The organism is Amorphus sp. MBR-141 (assembly GCF_053628695.1).
The window spans coordinates 195763-213796 of sequence record NZ_JBRJGW010000008.1 but is presented as its reverse complement, the minus strand read 5'-3'; the positions used below and the strand labels follow the sequence as shown (position 1 = coordinate 213796).

Sequence of the window (18034 nt, the reverse complement as noted above, 5' to 3'; positions counted from 1 at the left end):
ATCGCCAGCCCCATCTGCCGGTCGCCCAGCGTGTCGGCGAAGCGGCCGACGGCGCGCACCGCCGTGGTGCCCATCTCCGCATGCACCTGGCCGGTGAGGCTGGAGAAGCCCGCCTCGAGCGCGGCGGCGTCGGCGGAATAAAGGATCGTGTAGAGGTCGTTGGCGGCGGCCGCGGGCCGCACGCCGGCGGCGGGGCGCGCCGCGTCGATCGCCGCGCCCAGCGCCCGCTCGTTCGCCGTCTGGGCGACGCCCACCGCGCCCAGGTCGGCGTAGCCGAGCGGCGTCACCGCGAGCGCCAGCGCCGTCGGGGAATAGAGCACGTCGAAGCGGGTGCCCGCCGGCAGCCCGGCCGCGGGCTGGGCGAGCGCGGCGAAGCTGCCGGCCACCGTCGGCGCCTGGACGAACACGAAGCTCTGGCCGAGGCTCGGGGTGAAGGTGTTGGTGGCAGCCCCCGCGATGCCGCGCAGCACCGGCGCCAGCGTGCCGCCGGCGGTGAACGCCGAGCCGGCCCCCTGCACCAGGATGCGGTCGAAGTTGCCGGCGCCGTTGCCGGTGCCCGGCCCGTCGACCTCGATGGCCGTGGTGGCGGTCGCCGTCAGCGTCACGTCGCCGGTGACGGTGAGCGTGCCGGGCGAGTTGCCCGGCGCGAGCAGGCCGGCGACGGTGATGTTGGACACCACCGCCCCGGTGCCCGCGAGCGTGCCGCCCTGGTTGACGGCCAGGGTGGGCGTCACCAGCGAGCCGTCGACCGACAGCGTGCCGCCGTCGACGGCGGAGCTTTGCTGGAAGCTGGCGTCGCTGAGGACGGAGAGCGTGCCGGAGCCGACCTTGTCGAGGCCGCCCTGGCTGGTGAAGTCGACGATCCAGGTGGTGTCGGAGCCGCCCGCGCCGACCGTGTAGGTGCCCGTCCCGGTCATGCCGACGGGACCGACGGCGAGCGCCCGGTCGAGGCGCACCAGGCCCCAGCCGTAGACCGCATCGACGCCCGGCGCGCCCAGGTCCTGGGCCGTCAGGAACAGGATCTCGACGATCTCCGCCGGGCTGAACGTCGGATAGGCCTCGATCAGAACCGCGATCGCCCCCGCAACGTTCGGCGCCGCCATCGACGTGCCCTGGTAGAAGGCATAGCCATCGGGCGCCGGGAAATTGGCATTTGTCGAAGGCGTATACCCCTCCGGAACGGTTGAATCGATTCCCCGGTCGCCCGCCTGGTGAGCGGAGCTGAAGTAGGTGTTCTGATCGCCGCCGGGGGCGGAGATGCACCACTCCCTCGCGACACCGCACTGGTTCGAATAGGAGGCGAGCCGGTTGTAGGCGTCGAGCGCGACGACGACGACGATGCGGCCGCGGGCAATGCCGTCGGCCTGTTCCGCAGCCGCGAGCGCGGCTGCCGAGGTGAAGGAGAGATCCAGACCGCTGCCGTGGTCGTCGTAGATCAGGGCGCCGGATGAATTGGTTGCCGCTTCATTGGCCGGCTGCACGAAGGGAAACAGGCCAACGCCGGACGGATTTTCCGCGTAGACCGGGGCGACGGACCGATCGTTGCCAGCCGCCATGACGACGATCTGGCCGGCATCCAGGTTCTGCCGGACGGCCCTCGCCTCGGCGAGGTCTCCAGCCTGCTCCTCGGCGTTGCCCAGGTCCCAGGTCGTTGCGCCGGGCCCGTCCGCGTCCGGTCCGAAACTTCCGTTGATGACCCGCACGTCCCGGAATTGAGAGAGGTAGCGGAATGCGGTCGTGGATGCCGCCTCTCTTTGCCCGCTCCTGAAGTCGCAGCCGCCCGCAAGGAGGGCCTGTCCACAATACTCGAGCTCTTCCACGTCGAACTCGTCGCCGTCATCGCCCACGATGTAGCTGTCCTGGCTCATCGCCTTCACCGACAGGATGCTGGCGCCGGGCGCCACGCCCTGCATGCCGAAGCCGTTCCGGCCGGCGCCAACGATGCCCGAGACGTGGGTGCCGTGCGAATCCTGGTCTTCGCTGTCTGTCGGCAGCTGGTCGAAGGCGTCGAGGATCTCGGCGTCGGAGTAGCGCGGGCAGCTGGACGGATCGCTGTTGCGGCATACAAGATCGCGATCGAACCAATAGAGGAAGCTGGTGGAACGCGGATCGATGCGGTTGCCGAACTCCGGGTGGGTGGTGCCGTCCGGCCGCCTGTCGATACCCGTGTCGATGACACCGACGACGACGCCCTTTCCGGTGATGCCCCGCTCCAGCGCCGCGTCGGCGCGGATGGCGTCGAGGCCGTAGTTGCGCTGGTACTCGGTGAGCGACGACAGCGGGATGTCCGGATTGCCGCCGGGATAGGGTGTGGCGCTCGCCTGCGGCAGGCCGCCGCCGGATCCTGCGGCCGCTTCGACGCCGGTCAGCGAGGCCGCCGGATAGGCCGCCGCAAGGGACCGGCCGGCGGAGACCGCCCGGCCGATCGCCGCCGCGAGGCCGGGCCGCAGACCGACGGCCTCCGCGGCGACGGCGTCCGCCCGGTCGGGCGTCAGCCGAACGTTCTCGACGACGCTGGCGATCAGCGAGCGGTCGCCGAAGCCCGCCGCGCGGCGAAGCGCATCGCGGACCGTCGACGCGGAGGCGAGCGCGGAACTCTGCTCGGTCTGTGCGAACGCTTGCGGCGCGAGCGCGAGCACTCCCCCGGCCAGAAGACAAGCGGCCAGACACGAACGCACCCTCTTACGCACCATCAACACGCAGCCCCTTCGGCGCCCTCGAAACCGGTCCTCCAAGCCGACGAAACGGCTCGTGCGACCTTCTCAAGGGCGTTGCGGACGAGGCAACGATTTTTGCCCCGGGACCGGCCGATCCAGGCCCGGTTCTCGGCAACCGTCGCAAAAATGGCACACCAATGGGTTGCAGGCCTGGAGCCGGCCCGCGGGCTGAACGCCGATCAGGGAGCGATCAGGCCGTTGCGGATCTGGTGCGGATCGAAGGCGAAGACGAGCGCCGGATCCTCGTCGAGCACCGTCTCGTCCTTGCCCTCGTAGTCCAGGCTCGACAGCAGGTGCTTGATCAGGTTCAGCCGCGCCTGGCGCTTGACGTCGGCCCGCACGATGGTCCAGGGCGTGATCGGATTGTGGGTGCGGGCGAGCATCTCGTTGCGAGCGCTGCTGTATTCGTCCCAATGCTCGGCGGCGACGGCATCGATCGGGCTAATCTTCCACTGCTTGAGCGGATCGGTGTGGCGCGCCTCCAGACGCGCGCTCTGGGTCTCGAAGCTGATGTCGAGATAGTATTTCAGCAGCGTGATCCCCGAGCGCACCAGCATGTGCTCGAAATCGAGCACCGTCTCCATGAAGCGCTCGTAGTCGATGTCGGTGCAGAAGCCCATCACCCGCTCCACACCCGCCCGGTTGTACCAGCTGCGATTGAACAGGACGAATTCCTGCGAGGCCGGGAGATAGGGCACGTAGCGCTGGAAGTACCAGGTCGTCTGCTCGCGGTCCGACGGCTTGCCCAGCGCCACCACCCGCGTCTCGCGCGGGCTCAGGTGCTCGGTGATCCGCTTGATCGCCCCGTCCTTGCCGGCGGCGTCGCGGCCCTCCAGCAGGACCAGGATCTTTTCGTCGCACTTGATGAAGTGGCGCTGCAGCTTCACCAGTTCGATCTGCAGCGCCAGCAGCTGCTTCTTGTAGTCCTTCTTGCCGATCTTCGGGATCGGCGGAACGTCGTGGTGCCTGTCCTTCGCCATCATCACCTCTCATGAACGCCGGTGCCGTCGCCAGCCGAGCTTGCGACTATAGCCCGGCGACCTGCCCGCACAGGCGAAATCGCTCGGGGCCGCCGTTCGCCCGGCGACAGCGGCAACCGGATCTGGCCGGTCCGCGGCCTCACTCCATCGCGATGTCGGGGGCGGAGGATGTCGCCTTCGGACCCCGCATCAGCAGGAGCAGCGGAACGACGGCGATGACGATCCACATCATCGCGGTGAAGTCGTCCAGGTAGGCGATGGTCGTCGCCTGGGTGGTGACCACCTGATTGAGGGCGGCGAGGCCGACCGAGGAATCCAGCGACCAGGCGCTCGGCATCCACGGCGAGTGGAGCGCCATCCGGAAGGGGGTGAGCGCACCGGACAGGCCCTCGTGCAGCACCTGCGAGTTCTGCGTCAGCATGGTCGTCATCACCGAGATGCCGATCGACGAGCCGATGTTGCGCATCAGCGAGAACATCGCCGTTCCCTCGTTGCGGTATTTCGGATCGAGCGTGGCGAAGGTGATCGTCGACAGCGGCACGAAGATGAAGCCGAGGCCGACGCCCTGGACGATGCCGGTGACGACCAGCGTCTGCTGGCTGACCTCGGTGGTGAAGCCGGCCATCTGGTGCAGCGACAGCGCCGTCATGCCGAGCCCGAACAGGATCAGAAGGCGGACGTCCACCCGCCCGATGAGGCGGCCGACCACCATCATCGCCACCATCGAGCCGATGCCGCGCGGCGCCAAAAGGAGGCCCGCCGTCATCACCGGATAGCCCATCAGCTGCTGCAGGAACGGCGGCAGCAGCGCCAGCGTGGCGAGCAGCACGACGCCGATGACGAAGATGAAACACAGCCCGACGGCGAAGTTGCGGTCGGTGAACAGGCCGGGCTCGAGGAACGGCCGCTTCGCGGTGAACATGTGGACGAGGAACATGTAGAAGGCGACGCCGCACAGCACCGTCTCGATCAGGATTTCCGTCGACGAGAACCAGTCCTGGGACTCGCCCCGGTCGAGCATCATCTGCAGGGCGCCGATGGAGAGGCTGAGCAGGGCGAAGCCGAACCAGTCGAACGGCAGGCCCGCCTTCTTATCGGTCTCGGTGACGAAGCTCATGATCCCCATGAAGGCGAGGATGCCGACGGGTACGTTGATGTAGAAGACCCAGCGCCAGTTGTAATACTCGGTCAGATAGCCGCCGAGCGTCGGCCCCAGGATCGGGCCGAGCATCACGCCCATGCCCCAGATCGCCATGGCCGAGCCGTGCTGCTCCTTCGGATAGGTGTCGAGCAGCACCGCCTGGGACAGCGGCACGAGGCCGGCCCCGAAGGCGCCCTGCATCAGCCGGAACAGCACCATCTCGGGCAGCGAGGTCGCCGCGCCGCACAGGATCGACGAGAACGTGAACCCCGCGACGGCCACCATGAACAGCTTCTTCCGCCCGAACCGGGCGGCGAGATAGCCGGTCGGCGGCGTCATGATGGCGGCTGCCACGATGTAGGAGGTCAGCACCCAGGAGATCTGATCCTGGGTCGCCGACATGGAGCCCTGCATGTGCGGCAGCGCCACGTTGGCGATGGTGGTGTCCAGCGCCTGCATGATCGTGGCGAGCATGATGGAGACGGTCGTGAGGCCGCGCCCGAGCTTCGTCGAGCCGCCCTCCTCCGTGGCGATGGCCGCCGCAGTCATCTGTCGGCCTCGACTGTCACGGCCGCCGGTTTCGCTTCGGCCACCGACTGGCGCGTCAGCCCGTCGATCCACCCGAGCGCGGTGCGGGCGAAGGCGGGCAGCTCGCGCTGGTGGTGGGTGTCGATCTCGACCTGGGTGCTCATGCCGGCGCGCAGCACGGGACCGTCGGCCTCGGTATCGACGGCGATGCGGACCGGGATGCGCTGCACGACCTTCACCCAGTTGCCGGTGGCGTTCTGCGCCGGCAGCACGGAAAACTCCGAGCCGGTGGCCGGCGACACGCTGGCGACGGTGCCCTGCCAGACCTGGTCGGGATAGGCGTCGACCTCGATGTCGACGGCCTGGCCGGGCTGGACGTAGGTGAGCTGCGTCTCCTTGAAGTTCCCGTCGATCCAGATCCCGTCGCTGGAGACGAGGCTCATGACGGCACTGCCGGGCGTGACGTACTGGCCGGGCTCCGGCGTGTTGCCGGCGACGCCGTTGAAGGGAGCGGTCACCGTGGTGTGGGCGAGATCGAGCTTGGCCTGGTCGAGCTGGGCCTTCGCCTGCTGGTACTGCGCCGTCTTCTCAACGGGCACGTCGGCGCTGCCGCCGATCCTGGCGAGCGTGGTGCGCATCAGGAACCGGTCGAGCTTTATCTGCTGCTCGGCCTTGTCGAGGGCGTTCTGCACGTCGTCGAGGGTCGCCTGGGAGACGACGTTGTTCTTCAGGAGCGTCGCCTGGCGGTCGTAGCGGCGCTGGGCGTACTCCAGGTTGGTCTGAGCGAGCTCGGCGCTGGCCTTCTCCTGCTGGTAGGTCTCCTTCAGCGCCTGCACGTCCTGGCGCACCGACTGGAGGTTCGCCTCGGCCTGCTCGACGGCGATCTCGTAGGTGCCGCGGTCGATCTGGAACAGCACGTCGCCCTTGGCGACGGCCTGGTTCTCCTTCACCGCCACCGTCTGGATGGGGCCGGCGACCTGGGCGCTGACGGCGACCTTGTCGGCATGGACGTAGGCGTTCTCGGTGGAGACGTAGCGGCCGCCCGAATAGTACCAAACGGTGCCGCCGACGATGACGGCCAGCGGACCGACAATCAGCAGCAGGGGCCGCAGCCAGCGGCGCCGACGCTTCACCGGCGCGGCGGCGGGACCCGCCACCACCTGCGCCTGGCTGGTCGGCGCCGGCAGCGCATCGGCGGCCGCGACGGTGTCGCCCGTCTCCGTGTCAGAGACTGTCTCGGTCATGTTGGTTCCTCGTCAGTCGGGCGGCAGGCGGCCTTCGAGCCCGCCTCCGCCGCAATCAGGTTGGCGCGCATGTCGCCCAGCGCGCCGATCACCGTCTCGAGCGTCTCGGGGGAGATCCCCGCCAGGGCTTCGGCGCGGGTGTCCGCGGCCAGCGCCCACATCCGCTCCAGCGTGTCGTGCGCCCCTTCCGACAGGTAGAGCTTGATGGCGCGGCGATCGGACGGGTCCTTGCGGCGCTCGACCAGATCGGCCGCCTCGAGCTTGTCGATCAGGCGGCCCAGCGTGATCGGCTGGATCTCCATCAGGTCGGCGAGCGCCGCCTGGCGGATGCCCTCCCGCTTGGAGAGATGGGCCAGCGCCTGCCACTGGGCCTGGGTGAGGCCGAGGCCGCTCGCCCGCCGCGCGAAGTTGCGCCGCACCATGCGGGCCACGTCGTGGATCAGGAAGGTCAGGCTCTGGGAGGGATTGCGCGGATCGCTCGGACGCATTTGCAGTGGGTATCCTTATAATAAGCAACATATATAAAATCGAACGTCGGCTTGCCAAGGCCCGCCCGCGCCACAAACGCAAAAAGGGCCGGCAGATGCCGGCCCTTTTCGAAAGGTCCATTCGACGATCGCGTGCGGGTCAGGCGGCCTTCGGCTTGCCCGTCTTGGAATGGGCTTCCTGGGTGCGCGCCTTGAGGTCGCGCAGCGTGGTCAGCTCCAGCTCGGTCGGCGGCGGGGTCTCTTCCACGCCGTCGGCGAACGTGACGGTCCAGCCGCAGGTCTTCTGCACGTCGTCCCGGGAGACGCCCGGATGCAGCGAGACCACGGTGAACTCCTTGGTCTCCGGATCCGGCCGCCAGACGGCGAGGTCGGTGATGAGCAGCGTCGGGCCCTTGGTGGTGATGCCGATCCGCTGACGGTGGTCGCCACCGTCGCCGTGGCCGAACGAGGTGTAGAAGTCGATCTTGTCGACCATGCCGCGCAGCGACTGCTTCATGGTTATGTAGATCTCGCCCGACGAGGACGCGATCTCCGGCGCGCCGCCGCCGCCGGGAAGCCGGACCTTCGGCTTGTGGTAGTCGCCGATGACGGTGGTGTTGATGTTGCCGAAGCGGTCGAGCTGGGCGGCACCGAGGAAGCCCACGGTGATGCGCCCGCCCTGCAGCCAGTAGCGGAACATCTCCGGCACGGCGACGGTGGTGACCGCCGTCTCGCAGAGCTCGCCGTCGCCGATCGACAGCGGCAGCACTTCCGGCGCGGTGCCGATGGTGCCGGATTCGTAGATCAGCGTGATGTCCGGCGCGTGCGTCAGCCGCGCGACGTTGCAGGCGGCCGAGGGCGCGCCGATGCCGACGAAGCAGACGTCGTCGTTCTTCAGGGACCGCGCGGCGGCGATCGTCATGATTTCGTCGGGGGTGAAGCCGAGATCGCTCATGCGGCGCTCCTGAGATTGGCGGTGCGGTCGGCGTAGACTTCCGGACCGGCCTCCAGCACGTTCTCCTTCATCCAGGCCGTGAACGCATCACGGTCGGAGGACACCTTGTCCCATTCCAGGTAGGTGGCGTTGTCGCGCTCGTAATAGCCCTGGGCGTAGGACGGATGCGCCCCGCCCGGCACCACGGCGATGGCCGAGATGGTCCAGTGGGGAAGGATGCAGGCGTTGGGATGGGTGTCGAGATCGTCGACGATCTCCTCGACCGTCACCACGGCGCGCCTGGCGGCCAGCACGGCCTCCTTCTGCACGGCGACGATGCCCTCGATCAGCACGTTGCCCTTGCGGTCGGCCTTCTGGGCGTGGATCACCGACACGTCGGGCCGCAGCGCCGGCACAGCGGCGAGTTCCTCGCCGGTGAACGGGCAGTTGATCGACTTGATGTTCGGATTGACCTTGGCGAGGTCAGCGCCCTTGTAGCCGCGGAAGACGGCGCACGGCAGCCCGGCGGCGCCCGCCTCGTAGGCGTTGGCCATCGCGGCGTGGCTGTGCTCCTCGATCTCGAGCGGCTTCGGCCAGGCGTTCTCCACGGCATCGCGGACCCGGCGCAGCAGGCCGACGCCCGGGTTGCCGGCGTAGGAGAACACCAGCTTCTTCACCATCCCCATGCCGACCATCTGGTCGTAGATGATGTCCGGCGTCATCCGGACCAGCGTCAGGTCCTTGCGGCCCTGGCGGATCGTCTCGTGACCGGCGGCGTGGGGAATGAGGTGGGTGAAGCCTTCGAAGGCGGCGACGTCGCCGTCGCGAATGTTCTCGGCGATGGCGTCGTGCAGGGACAGGAACTTGGTCATTCTCGCTCGTGTTTTCTTTCGACGGAGCCCGGCCGGACTTTGTACCGGTTCATGGCCGATGCGCAAGGCGCCAGGACCACCGCGCCCCCGCATGCGTCGATGCGGGCCGCATCACTCCCCAAGCGCCGCCCGGGCGATCCCGCCGGCGCAGAAGTCGATCAGCACCGTCTTGTAGGCGAGCACGTCCGGACCGTGCTCCGGTGCGGCCGAATCGGGGTCCGCCGACAGGCCGGCGATGCGCGCGGTGGAGGCGACCACCGACAGCATGCAGGCCACCGACATGACCAGGGCGGCGGCGAGCGTGTCGCGGTCGGCGCGCGGATGGAGCGCCGCGATGGCGTCGATGTAGGCGCGCGCCGTCGGATCGTAGAAGTCGCGCACCTGCGGATACCAGCGGTCGTCGCTGACCGTGCGCGCGATCAGCCGCGCATAGGCCCGCCACTGGGGATCGCCGCCGGACGCGATGTCGATGTAGGGGGCGATGTAAGCCTCGACGAGATCATGGAGCGTGGGCGCGACGGCGCGCCGCTGGAGCGTGGCAAGCCGCTCGGCGCGGGCCGCCGACAGCGTTTCCACCCGGCGTGCCAGGATCGTCTTGAAGAGGTCGAGCTTGGCGCCGCCGTGGAAGCCGACCACCCCGAGGGTGACGCCCGCCTCCTGGGCGATCTGACGGATCGACACCGCATCGAAGCCGTGGTCGGCGAACAGCCGCTCGGCGGCATCGAGGACGCGCTCGCGCGTCGCTTCGCCGCGGACCAGGCGGCCGTCTTCCTTGGCCGGCTCGGGCGTGGGGTCGATCTCGGATGCCGTGTCGGGTCGCGTCATGAAACCTCTCTTGACAATTTATACGTACGTTCAGATAAATTTATCAAGCCGACCGTCGGGAGACCGTCGAGAACAAGGATCGGCCAGCCCGACCGGCCCGCCGCGCGCGCCGGAGCGTGCTTGAGGAAACGATACGACGTCGTCGGCGACCCGTCCGGCGTCCTGAGGAGGTCCTGATGAACCTGCGCACAATTCTCGGCGGAACGATGCTGTCCGCCGCCCTCGCCGCGACCGCCATGCCGGCGCTGGCCGAAGACATCGACGCCACCGTGATCGCCGGCCACCCGCCGGTGTTCCTGTGGGTGAAGACGCTGCACGAGGCGTTCATCCCGGCCGTCGACAAGGCGCTCGAGGGCAGCGGCTACACGATGAAGTGGACCGAGGCCTACGGCGGCACGCTGGCGAACGTCGGCGGCGAGCTGGAGGCCATGGAGGACGGGCTCGCCCAGCTGGGCATCGTCTCCAGCCTGTTCGAGCCGTCGCTGCTGTCGCTCCAGAACGTCTCCTACGTGACCCCGTTCGGCTCGCCCAACGTGGACCTGGTGCTGAGCAGCGTCGACAAGATGCACGACGAGATCCCCGACATGCGCAAGCTGTGGGAGGAGCACGACATCGAGTACCTCGGCGGCGGCTTCGGCCTGGAGGACTACCTGCTGATGACCAAGTTCCCGGTCACCGGCATCAAGGATCTGGAGGGCCGCAAGATCAACGCGCCCGGACCGGCCGTGAACTGGCTGAAGGGCACCGGCGCCGTCGGCGTGTCGGGCAACCTGACCACCTACTACAACGACCTGCAGACCGGCGTGACCGAGGGCGTCATCGTGTTCCCGACGGCGGCGGCCGCGGCCAAGCTCTACGAGCAGGCGAAGTACGTCACCCGCACCCATTTCGGCGCCCAGTATGCCGGCGGCATCGTCGCCAACAAGCCCTGGTTCGAGGAGCAGCCGAAGGAGGTGCAGGCCGCCATCCGGACCGGCACCGAGGCGTTCGCCAAGGCCTATCGCACGGGTCTCGAAGAGCGCGTGAAGGCCGCCATGGAGACCATGGAGAAGGGCGGCGCGGTGATCACCGAGCTGTCGCCGGAAGCGCAGACCGAATGGGCCGACGCGCTGCCGAACCTGCCGATGGAATGGGCCAAGGAACTCGAGGCGAAGGGCCTTGCCGGCGAGACCGTCGTGAAGACCTACCTCGACAAGCTGCGCGCCGGCGGCGCCGAGCTGGCGCGCGACTGGGACAAGGAATAGTCCCAGCCGGCCGGGCCCGCGACCGATGGCGACCGACACCCAGCCCACGACCTCCCGGGAACCGGCCCTCGTCCGGCTCCTGGGGTTCGTCATGTCGCTGACCAACGTGCTGGCCACCACGTGGATCCTGCTGCTGATGGTGCTGATCGTCGCCGACGTGGTCGGGCGCAACGCCTTCCTCAGCCCGATCGCCGGGGTGCCGGAGATGGTCAAATACTCCATCGTCGGCATCGTCTTCCTGCAGGTCGCCCACACCCACTGGAAGGGCCAGATGATCCGCTCCGACGGGCTGCTGACGCTGGTGGCGCAGCGGCGCCCGCGGCTTGCCGCCGGCTTCGACCTCGTCGCCCAGACGGTCGGCGTGGGCTTCACCGCAGCCCTCGCCTGGGCGGTCTGGCCGAAGATGATCCGCGCCTTCGAGCGCGGCGAGATGGAGGGCGTCTCCGGCCATTTCACCATGCCCGTCTGGCCGTTCCTCGCCATCATCGTGCTGGGCTCGGTGCTCCTCGCCCTGTCCTTCGTCCTGTCGGCCGGCATCGCGGCCCGCAGGCTCGCAGCGCGGCCGGAGTAGCGCGACGTGGATCACCAGACGATCGGCTATCTCTCGCTGCTGGCGATCGGCATCGCGATCTATTCCGGCATCCATGTCGCGATCGCGCTGTCGACGGTCTCGCTGTTCGGCGTCTGGGCCATTACCGGCAAGCTGCAGCTGGCGCTCAACTTCGTCGCGCTGGCGGCGACCGAGAGCATCGCCAGCTACACCTTCGGCGTGGTGCCGCTGTTCGTGCTGATGGGCATCGCGGTGTCGGAAAGCGGGCTCGGCCGCGACACCTTCACCGCCATCAGCGCCATGACCCGCAACGTGCGCGGCGGGCTGGGCATCGCCACCGTGCTGTCGAACGCGGTGTTCGCGGCGATCACCGGCATCTCGATCGCCTCGGCGGCGGTATTTGCCAAGGTCGCGGTGCCGGAAATGGTCAATGCCGGCTACGCCCGCTCCATCGCGGTGGGGGTGGTGGCGGGGTCGTCGGTGCTCGGCATGCTGATCCCGCCGAGCCTGCTGTTGATCCTGTTCGCGGTGCTGACGGATTCCTCCATCGGCGACCTGTTCCTGGGCGGCATCGGCCCCGGCCTGCTGCTGGCGCTCGCCTACTGCATCTACCTGCTGGCGCTCGGCCGGGCGCGGCCCGACCTCATGGAGAAGCGCCGCAGCGATGCCGCCCCCCTGCCCGAGCGCGGCCGGCTCAGGATGCTGGCGCCGGTGCTGGCGCTGGCGGGCATCGTGCTGGGCGGCATCTACACGGGCTACTTCACGCCGACCGAAGCGGGGGCCGTCGGCGCGCTGGTCGCCCTGCTGCTCGCCATCGCCATGCGGCGGGTGAACGCCGGCACGTTCTGGCGCATCGCCGTGCAGACCGGCCACATCACCGCCTCGGTGTCGTTCCTGATCATCGGCGCGTCGATCTACGGCCGGATGCTGGCATTCTCCGGCGTGCCGGCGTCGCTGACGGTGCTCGCGACCAACACCGGCGTCGGCCCGCTCGGCTTCCTGTTCCTGTTCGCGATGCTGTTGATCCTGCTCGGCACGATCCTCGATTCCTCGTCGATCCTGCTGATCACCGTGCCGCTCGCCTTCCCGATCACCCAGTCGCTGGGCATCGACGTCATCCACTTCGGCCTCGTCAGCGTGCTGGCCGTGGAGATCGGCCTGCTCACCCCGCCGCTGGGGCTGTCGGTGTTCGTCGTGCAATCGACCCTGAAGGACACCGGCATCGGCCTTGGCGAGGTGTTCCGCGGCGCGGCCCCGTTTGCCGCCATCATGGCGAGCGTGCTCGTCCTGGTGATCCTGTTTCCCGCGATCGTCACCGCGATCCTGGGCAGATGACGCGCGGCCGGCCGAAGCGCCGGCCGCCACGACCATTGGAGATGACCCCATGCCCCTCGTCGACCTCTCCCGGCCGCTCGAGAACACCGAGTTCGCCGACCCGCCGGGCCTCGGTCCGAAGATCGAGTATTTCGCGCACGCCGACACGGCCGGCGAGATCCTGAGCTTCTTCCCGGGCGTCGCCCAGGACGAGCTTCCCGGCGGCGAGGGCTGGGCGGTGGAGCGGGTCGCCATCACCACCCACAACGGCACCCACCTCGACGCGCCCTACCACTATCACTCGACCATGGACGGCGGACAGCGGGCGATCACCATCGACGAGGTGCCGCTGGAATGGTGCATGGGACGCGGCGTGAAGCTGGACTTCCGCCGCTTCGAGAACGGCTACGTTGCGACCGCTGCCGACGTGGAGGCCGAGCTCGCGCGGATCGGCCACGCGCTGCAGCCCTTCGACATCGTGCTGGTGAACACCGCCGCCGGCGCGCGCTACGGCGAGAGCGACTACGTGACCACCGGCTGCGGCATGGGCCGCGAGGCGACGCTGTACCTCACCGAGCGCGGCGTGAAGGTGACCGGCACCGACGCGTGGAGCTGGGACGCGCCGTTCGTCTACACCGCACAGAAGGTGGCGGAGACCGGCGACGCCTCGCTGATCTGGGAGGGCCACCGCGCCGGCATGGTGCACGGCTACTGCCACATCGAGAAGCTCGCCAACCTGGAGACCTTGCCGTCCACCGGCTTCGAGGTCATCTGCTTTCCCGTGAAGATCAAGGCGGCGAGTGCCGGCTGGTGCCGCGCCGTCGCGGTCGTGAAGGAGTAAGTCCCGTGAAGCTCGCGACGTACAGGACGGAGCACGCCGAGAAGATCGGCGCGCTGACGACGGACGGCAAGCGGCTCGTCGATCTCCAGGCGGCGTCGGGCGGCGCCCCGCGCTTTGCCACCATGCTGAGCCTGATCGACGCCGGCGAGGCGGGCCTGGCCGAGGCCCGCGTGCTGGTGGCAGACGCGGAACGCACGGGCGCCGATTGCGACCTGCTGGAGGCCGTGACGCTCATGGCACCGATCCCCCTGCCGCCGCAGATCCGCGACTTCTCGGTGTTCCCGACGCATATCGTGCAGGCGCCGACGGGCATGAGGAAGCTCGCGGCGGCGCTCAAGGGCGACCCCATTCCGGAGATCGAGACGGGCGACGTGCCCGCCGTCTACCGGGCCCAGCCGATCTACTATTTCACCAACCGCTTCAGCGTGGTGGGAAGCGACACCACCGTGAAATGGCCGCGCTATTCCGCCTACATGGATTTCGAGATCGAGCTGGCGGCGGTGCTGTCGAAGGGTGGCAAGGACATCTCCGTCGAGACGGCCGGCGACCACATCTTCGGCTACACGATCTTCAACGACTTCTCGGCACGCGACGCCCAGCTCGTCGAGATGGGCGGCATGCTCGGCCCCGCCAAGGGCAAGAGCTTCGACGCCGGCAACGCGTTCGGCCCGTTCCTGGTCACCAAGGACGAGATCCCGGACGTCGCCGCGCTTACGGCGCGCGTGCGCATCAACGGAACCCAGTACATGTCCGACGACTGCTCGGCGATGCTGCATTCGTTCGAGGAGATGATCGCGTTCGTATCGCGGGACGAGACGCTGCACGCCGGCGAGATCTTCGGCTCCGGCACCGTCGGCAACGGCTGCGGGCTGGAACACTTCACGTTCCTCGGCGACGGAGACGTGGTGGAGCTGGAAATCGACGGGATCGGCGTGCTGCGCAACACCGTCGTTCGCCAGTAGGGCTTGCGATCGCGCGCATGGCGACCTCGCCTGCCCGCCCGGCGTGTCGTCGGTGGCGCAAAAGAAATCCCGCCCGGTGCACACCGGACGGGACCGAAAGGCAGATCGGTGAGCCGGGGCGCGCGGCGCCCGGCCAGTCAGCGTCAGCCGGCGAGCGTGCGATAGGCGCGACGCGCCGACCGCTTCAGGCGGCGGCGGCGCGGCTCGGTCGAGACCAGATACCAGGCGCCGGCAAAGACGATTGCCGCCGCACCCAGACCCAGAACGGTCAGCGCCGTCTCGCGGTTGTCGCGCGGACGCCAGCGCGCGGGAATCGCAGAGTCCGGCACGCGGTCCATCAGGTAGCGCCCGCCTTCGGACAGGTAGCGCCCGCCTTCGGCGGCGCGGCGGCGGGCTTCGTTGTAGGTTTCACGCGGATAGTGCATCGGGGACCCCATGTTCTCGGTGACAGCCGGCGTCGCACCGGACCGGTGCCGGACGCATCGCGACCGCCTCGGGACAGGAAACGACCGCCAGAGCGCGAACGTTCCCTTCCGCGCGAGCGACCGACAGCTCCAGAAGGCGCTGGGGCGGGACGCCGGTCAAAATGCATCGAGACCGGCTTGTGGTCGCTCGTCATGGCGTAGCGGGGCCGCGCGCCAGTGACCGCATGATGGATCTCGTGCTCCACCAGCCCACCCGCCGGACGCGCTTTGAAGGCGAACGGCTCGACTTGCGGATTGCCCGTGAACGTCTGGGTGAAAAGAATGTGATCGAGCAGGATCTTGGGGTCGCGTGCTTGATCCAGCGCATCCTGGAAATGCACCGACCACCGCTCCTGCTCGGGTGCGTCGAACAGCGCATGATTGAGAAAGCGCCGGGCGAAGAAGATGTCTCCCTGAAGCGTCCCAATGAGGTCGTGATAGAGGAATCGACGCTCGATGCGCTCCTTGCCAGGTCCGTCGTTGAGGTCTCCCGCCACGATCATCGCCGCGTTTTCATCCGCGTTGAAGCGCTGGTCCATGTAGTGACGGATGTCGGCGCATTCAGTGGTGATCTTCGTGCGGGCTTTGATGAGTTCGGCCACCAGCCGTGCATTGAGCGAGAAGAAGTCTCGCGAAGCTGGATCTCCCGTGGGGCGCAAGCGGGTGAACTTGCTTTTCAGATGCGCCCCAATGATTTCGACAAAATGCCCGTCGATCTCCGCCGCCAGCACCTGTGGATGGCGCCAATGGGAATGGTTGCGGTCGATGTCGAGCTCGACGTGGTCAGCAACGAACTTTGGGAAGGACACATCCCATCGCCCACGTGAGTGCGTCCCACCCGAATTCGCCGCAGTGAGTTCCTGCCACTTGTCCAGGTGAATAAGTGTCCCGGAAATCGGCCGGCCGTGGCGCAACAGGAACCAGATCCACTGGCGCCCCGTCGTGGCATCCGAGCCCATCATGCCGTAGTCGCGGCGATCCGCCGACCCTCTCACGACGAGGTCGAAGTCCGGCGCGACGGCACCGAAGAATTCGCGGGCGCGATCCTCGCCACTGGGACCCTCGCATACCAACAGGATATCGGTGTCCATCGCAGCGATCTCGGCACGGATGGCATCGCGACAGACGAGCGCCTTCTGCTGTCGTTCGCCGTCGTCGGCCAGGTCGTCGATCAGCTTGTCTGAGTGCTCGATATTCCAGCTGGTGATCTTGAAATGATCCATTCCGCCCCTCCGCACAACAATCAGTACGTGCAGAACCTCGCATTTCTGCCAGAGGCGGGACTATCGCGCGCATCCCCCGAAAAACGCGACAAATCGTCAGCCGTCAGCCTCGCCCGGCTGCATTACAGAGGGACCCGATCGGCGAAGTCAACTCAAGATCGCAGGGGGCCGCCCTGGGTCGCGACAATCTTAGGGAGAACCGGAGCGGCAGCTGCGTTCCGGGCTTCAAAGATCCTTCAGCGTGGTGCGGAGCTTGTCGACGATTTCGTCGATGTGGGAGCGCTCGGCGATCAGCGAGGGGGCGAGGATCGCCGTGTCGCCGGTGAACTTCACGTGCAGCCCGTTCCAGAACAGCTTCTTCTGCAGCGCGTTGCCGCGCAGGCCGGGAGCGCCCTCCGGCGCCACCTCGACGCCGGCCATCAGGCCGTAGCCGCGCAGGTCGACGACGCAGTCGAGGTCCTTCAGGCTCCACACCGCGTCGAGGAAATACTCGGACATGGCGCCGGCGCGGGCGAACAGGTCCTCCTCCTCGTAGATCTCCAGGGTGGCGAGACCCGCCGCGCAGGCCGCCGGATGGCCGGAGTAGGTGTAGCCGTGGAAGAACTCGATGGCGTCCTCGGGGGCGGCATCGACGACGGTGGTGTAGATCTCGTCGCGCACCGCCACCGCGCCCATGGGGATCGCGCCGTTGGTGAGCGCCTTGGCCATGGTCATGATGTCCGGCACCACCCCGAACGCGTCGGCGGCGAACGGCTTGCCGAGCCGGCCGAAGCCGGTGATCACCTCGTCGAAGACCAGCAGGATGCCGTTGGCGTCGCAGATCTCGCGGATCCGCTCCAGGTAGCCCTTCGGCGGCACCAGCGTGCCGGTGGAGCCGGCGACCGGCTCCACGAACACCGCGCCGATGGTCGCGGCGCCGTAGGTGTTGCAGAAGCGCTGCAGGTCCTCGGCGAGCTCCGCGCCGGTTTCCGGCTGGCCGCGCTGGAAGCGGACCTCCGGGTCCCAGGTGTGGCGCATCAGCACGACGTTGGGCAGCGTGACCGGGAAGCCCTCGCGGTTCTTCACCAGGCCGGACAGCGACGTGCCGCCCATGTTGACGCCGTGATAGGCGCGCTCGCGGGAGACGAAGCGCAGCCGCTGGCTCTCGCCGCGGGCGCGGTGATAGGCCATGGCGATCTTCAGCGCCGTGTCGATGGCCTCGGAGCCCGAGTTCACGAAGAACACGTGGTTGATCGGCTCGGGCAGGATCGCGGCCAGCTTGGAGGCGAGCTGGAAGGCGCCGGGGTGGCCCATCTGGAAGGATGGCGCGTAGTCGTTCGTCTGCATCTGGGCGTAGACCGCGTCGGCGATCTTCTTGCGGCCGTGGCCGGCGGCCACGTTGAAGAGCGCCGACGAGCCGTCGATGATCTTGCCGCCGCGCTGGTCCCACAGATAGACGCCCTCGCTCTTCACCACGAGGCGCGGGTCGTTCTTGAAGTCGCGGTTTGCCGAGAACGGCATCCACTGCTCTTCGAGGGAATTCGGCACGGTCTGCTGCAGCTGGACGACGGAATTCATGATGCACCTTCGGTGGGGCAAGAGCGGGTGTGCGGCACTCTAGAACCTTTTCCGCTCAGGTGAAATCTCCGAGGCGACACGCAACGGTGCCGGTTTGCCCGTCTCGAGGAATTCCATTTCGCGCGGATCGATGCGATCTCAGAGGACGGGCTCCAGCGACCGCGACACGCG

At 68.1% G+C, this 18034-nt stretch carries 16 protein-coding genes; 5 read left to right on the top strand and 11 right to left on the bottom strand.

All coding sequences use genetic code 11. The features are described 5' to 3' along the window. The 8 genes from ACSSVZ_RS13435 to ACSSVZ_RS13400 form a co-directional block, all read right to left on the bottom strand. On the bottom strand, positions 1 to 2639 hold a 2639-nt coding region (locus ACSSVZ_RS13435), incomplete at its 3' end, for a S8 family peptidase (protein ID WP_453970757.1). A 257-nt stretch (positions 2640 to 2896) separates the two neighbouring features. Then, positions 2897 to 3697, bottom strand: coding sequence for a polyphosphate kinase 2 (ppk2, locus tag ACSSVZ_RS13430; RefSeq protein WP_453970755.1), 801 nt, complete (start codon positions 3695 to 3697; stop codon positions 2897 to 2899). Positions 3698 to 3836: 139 nt separating this feature from the next. Further along, positions 3837 to 5387, bottom strand: a complete 1551-nt coding sequence (locus ACSSVZ_RS13425; protein WP_453970753.1) for a DHA2 family efflux MFS transporter permease subunit — start codon at positions 5385 to 5387, stop codon at positions 3837 to 3839. Next, positions 5384 to 6610, bottom strand: coding sequence for an HlyD family secretion protein (locus ACSSVZ_RS13420; protein ID WP_453970751.1), 1227 nt, complete (start codon positions 6608 to 6610; stop codon positions 5384 to 5386). The genes ACSSVZ_RS13425 and ACSSVZ_RS13420 overlap by 4 nt, the downstream gene beginning before the upstream one ends. Beyond that, entirely contained in the window at positions 6607 to 7098 is a 492-nt protein-coding gene (locus ACSSVZ_RS13415; RefSeq protein ID WP_453970750.1) for a MarR family winged helix-turn-helix transcriptional regulator, read from the bottom strand. Before ACSSVZ_RS13415 ends, ACSSVZ_RS13420 begins: the two co-directional genes overlap by 4 nt. Before the next feature lie 139 nt (positions 7099 to 7237). Next, complete coding sequence (locus tag ACSSVZ_RS13410; protein ID WP_453970748.1) at positions 7238 to 8032, bottom strand: CoA-transferase subunit beta; 795 nt, start codon at positions 8030 to 8032, stop codon at positions 7238 to 7240. Then, positions 8029 to 8883 (bottom strand): CoA transferase subunit A, encoded by an 855-nt coding sequence (locus tag ACSSVZ_RS13405; protein ID WP_453970747.1) that lies wholly within the window; start codon positions 8881 to 8883, stop codon positions 8029 to 8031. The genes ACSSVZ_RS13410 and ACSSVZ_RS13405 overlap by 4 nt, the downstream gene beginning before the upstream one ends. A gap of 111 nt (positions 8884 to 8994) precedes the next feature. Then, on the bottom strand, positions 8995 to 9708 hold the full coding sequence (locus ACSSVZ_RS13400) for a TetR/AcrR family transcriptional regulator (protein ID WP_453970745.1): 714 nt from the start codon (positions 9706 to 9708) through the stop codon (positions 8995 to 8997). Between the two features lie 176 nt (positions 9709 to 9884). Between ACSSVZ_RS13400 and ACSSVZ_RS13395 the strand changes: the two genes are divergently transcribed. Genes ACSSVZ_RS13395 through ACSSVZ_RS13375 form a run of 5 tightly spaced genes read left to right on the top strand, consistent with a single transcriptional unit; the run spans position 9885 to position 14619 of the window. Then, positions 9885 to 10952 carry a C4-dicarboxylate TRAP transporter substrate-binding protein gene (locus tag ACSSVZ_RS13395; RefSeq protein WP_453970744.1) on the top strand — a complete coding sequence of 356 codons (1068 nt, stop codon included), beginning with the start codon at positions 9885 to 9887 and terminating at the stop codon, positions 10950 to 10952. A 25-nt stretch (positions 10953 to 10977) separates the two neighbouring features. Then, positions 10978 to 11523 carry a TRAP transporter small permease subunit gene (locus ACSSVZ_RS13390; protein WP_453970742.1) on the top strand — a complete coding sequence of 182 codons (546 nt, stop codon included), beginning with the start codon at positions 10978 to 10980 and terminating at the stop codon, positions 11521 to 11523. A gap of 6 nt (positions 11524 to 11529) precedes the next feature. Then, positions 11530 to 12837, top strand: coding sequence for a TRAP transporter large permease (locus ACSSVZ_RS13385; RefSeq protein ID WP_453970740.1), 1308 nt, complete (start codon positions 11530 to 11532; stop codon positions 12835 to 12837). Positions 12838 to 12886: 49 nt separating this feature from the next. Beyond that, positions 12887 to 13657, top strand: a complete 771-nt coding sequence (locus ACSSVZ_RS13380) for a cyclase family protein (RefSeq protein ID WP_453970738.1) — start codon at positions 12887 to 12889, stop codon at positions 13655 to 13657. Positions 13658 to 13662: 5 nt separating this feature from the next. After that, positions 13663 to 14619: a fumarylacetoacetate hydrolase family protein gene (locus ACSSVZ_RS13375; protein WP_453970736.1), complete on the top strand. Its 957-nt coding sequence runs from the start codon at positions 13663 to 13665 to the stop codon at positions 14617 to 14619. A 143-nt stretch (positions 14620 to 14762) separates the two neighbouring features. Here ACSSVZ_RS13375 and ACSSVZ_RS13370 read toward each other — a convergent pair whose 3' ends face one another. From ACSSVZ_RS13370 to ACSSVZ_RS13360, 3 genes are all read right to left on the bottom strand, one after another. Next, entirely contained in the window at positions 14763 to 14957 is a 195-nt protein-coding gene (locus ACSSVZ_RS13370) for a hypothetical protein (RefSeq protein ID WP_453970734.1), read from the bottom strand. Continuing rightward, entirely contained in the window at positions 14957 to 16306 is a 1350-nt protein-coding gene (locus ACSSVZ_RS13365; protein ID WP_453970732.1) for an endonuclease/exonuclease/phosphatase, read from the bottom strand. The genes ACSSVZ_RS13370 and ACSSVZ_RS13365 overlap by 1 nt, the downstream gene beginning before the upstream one ends. Positions 16307 to 16531: 225 nt before the next feature. Then, positions 16532 to 17863, bottom strand: a complete 1332-nt coding sequence (locus ACSSVZ_RS13360) for an aminotransferase class III-fold pyridoxal phosphate-dependent enzyme (protein ID WP_453970730.1) — start codon at positions 17861 to 17863, stop codon at positions 16532 to 16534. Positions 17864 to 18034: the final 171 nt, after the last annotated feature.

What these genes read in the sequence shown, in the direction of transcription:
- ppk2 (WP_453970755.1), bottom strand. Translation starts at nt 3,697, where the DNA reads ATGGCGAAGGACAGGCACCACGACGTTCCGCCGATCCCGAAGATCGGC.
- ACSSVZ_RS13425 (WP_453970753.1), bottom strand. Translation starts at nt 5,387, where the DNA reads ATGACTGCGGCGGCCATCGCCACGGAGGAGGGCGGCTCGACGAAGCTC.
- ACSSVZ_RS13420 (WP_453970751.1), bottom strand. Translation starts at nt 6,610, where the DNA reads ATGACCGAGACAGTCTCTGACACGGAGACGGGCGACACCGTCGCGGCC.
- ACSSVZ_RS13415 (WP_453970750.1), bottom strand. Translation starts at nt 7,098, where the DNA reads ATGCGTCCGAGCGATCCGCGCAATCCCTCCCAGAGCCTGACCTTCCTG.
- ACSSVZ_RS13410 (WP_453970748.1), bottom strand. Translation starts at nt 8,032, where the DNA reads ATGAGCGATCTCGGCTTCACCCCCGACGAAATCATGACGATCGCCGCC.
- ACSSVZ_RS13405 (WP_453970747.1), bottom strand. Translation starts at nt 8,883, where the DNA reads ATGACCAAGTTCCTGTCCCTGCACGACGCCATCGCCGAGAACATTCGC.
- ACSSVZ_RS13400 (WP_453970745.1), bottom strand. Translation starts at nt 9,708, where the DNA reads ATGACGCGACCCGACACGGCATCCGAGATCGACCCCACGCCCGAGCCG.
- ACSSVZ_RS13395 (WP_453970744.1), top strand. Translation starts at nt 9,885, where the DNA reads ATGAACCTGCGCACAATTCTCGGCGGAACGATGCTGTCCGCCGCCCTC.
- ACSSVZ_RS13390 (WP_453970742.1), top strand. Translation starts at nt 10,978, where the DNA reads ATGGCGACCGACACCCAGCCCACGACCTCCCGGGAACCGGCCCTCGTC.
- ACSSVZ_RS13380 (WP_453970738.1), top strand. Translation starts at nt 12,887, where the DNA reads ATGCCCCTCGTCGACCTCTCCCGGCCGCTCGAGAACACCGAGTTCGCC.
- ACSSVZ_RS13370 (WP_453970734.1), bottom strand. Translation starts at nt 14,957, where the DNA reads ATGGACCGCGTGCCGGACTCTGCGATTCCCGCGCGCTGGCGTCCGCGC.
- ACSSVZ_RS13365 (WP_453970732.1), bottom strand. Translation starts at nt 16,306, where the DNA reads ATGGATCATTTCAAGATCACCAGCTGGAATATCGAGCACTCAGACAAG.
- ACSSVZ_RS13360 (WP_453970730.1), bottom strand. Translation starts at nt 17,863, where the DNA reads ATGAATTCCGTCGTCCAGCTGCAGCAGACCGTGCCGAATTCCCTCGAA.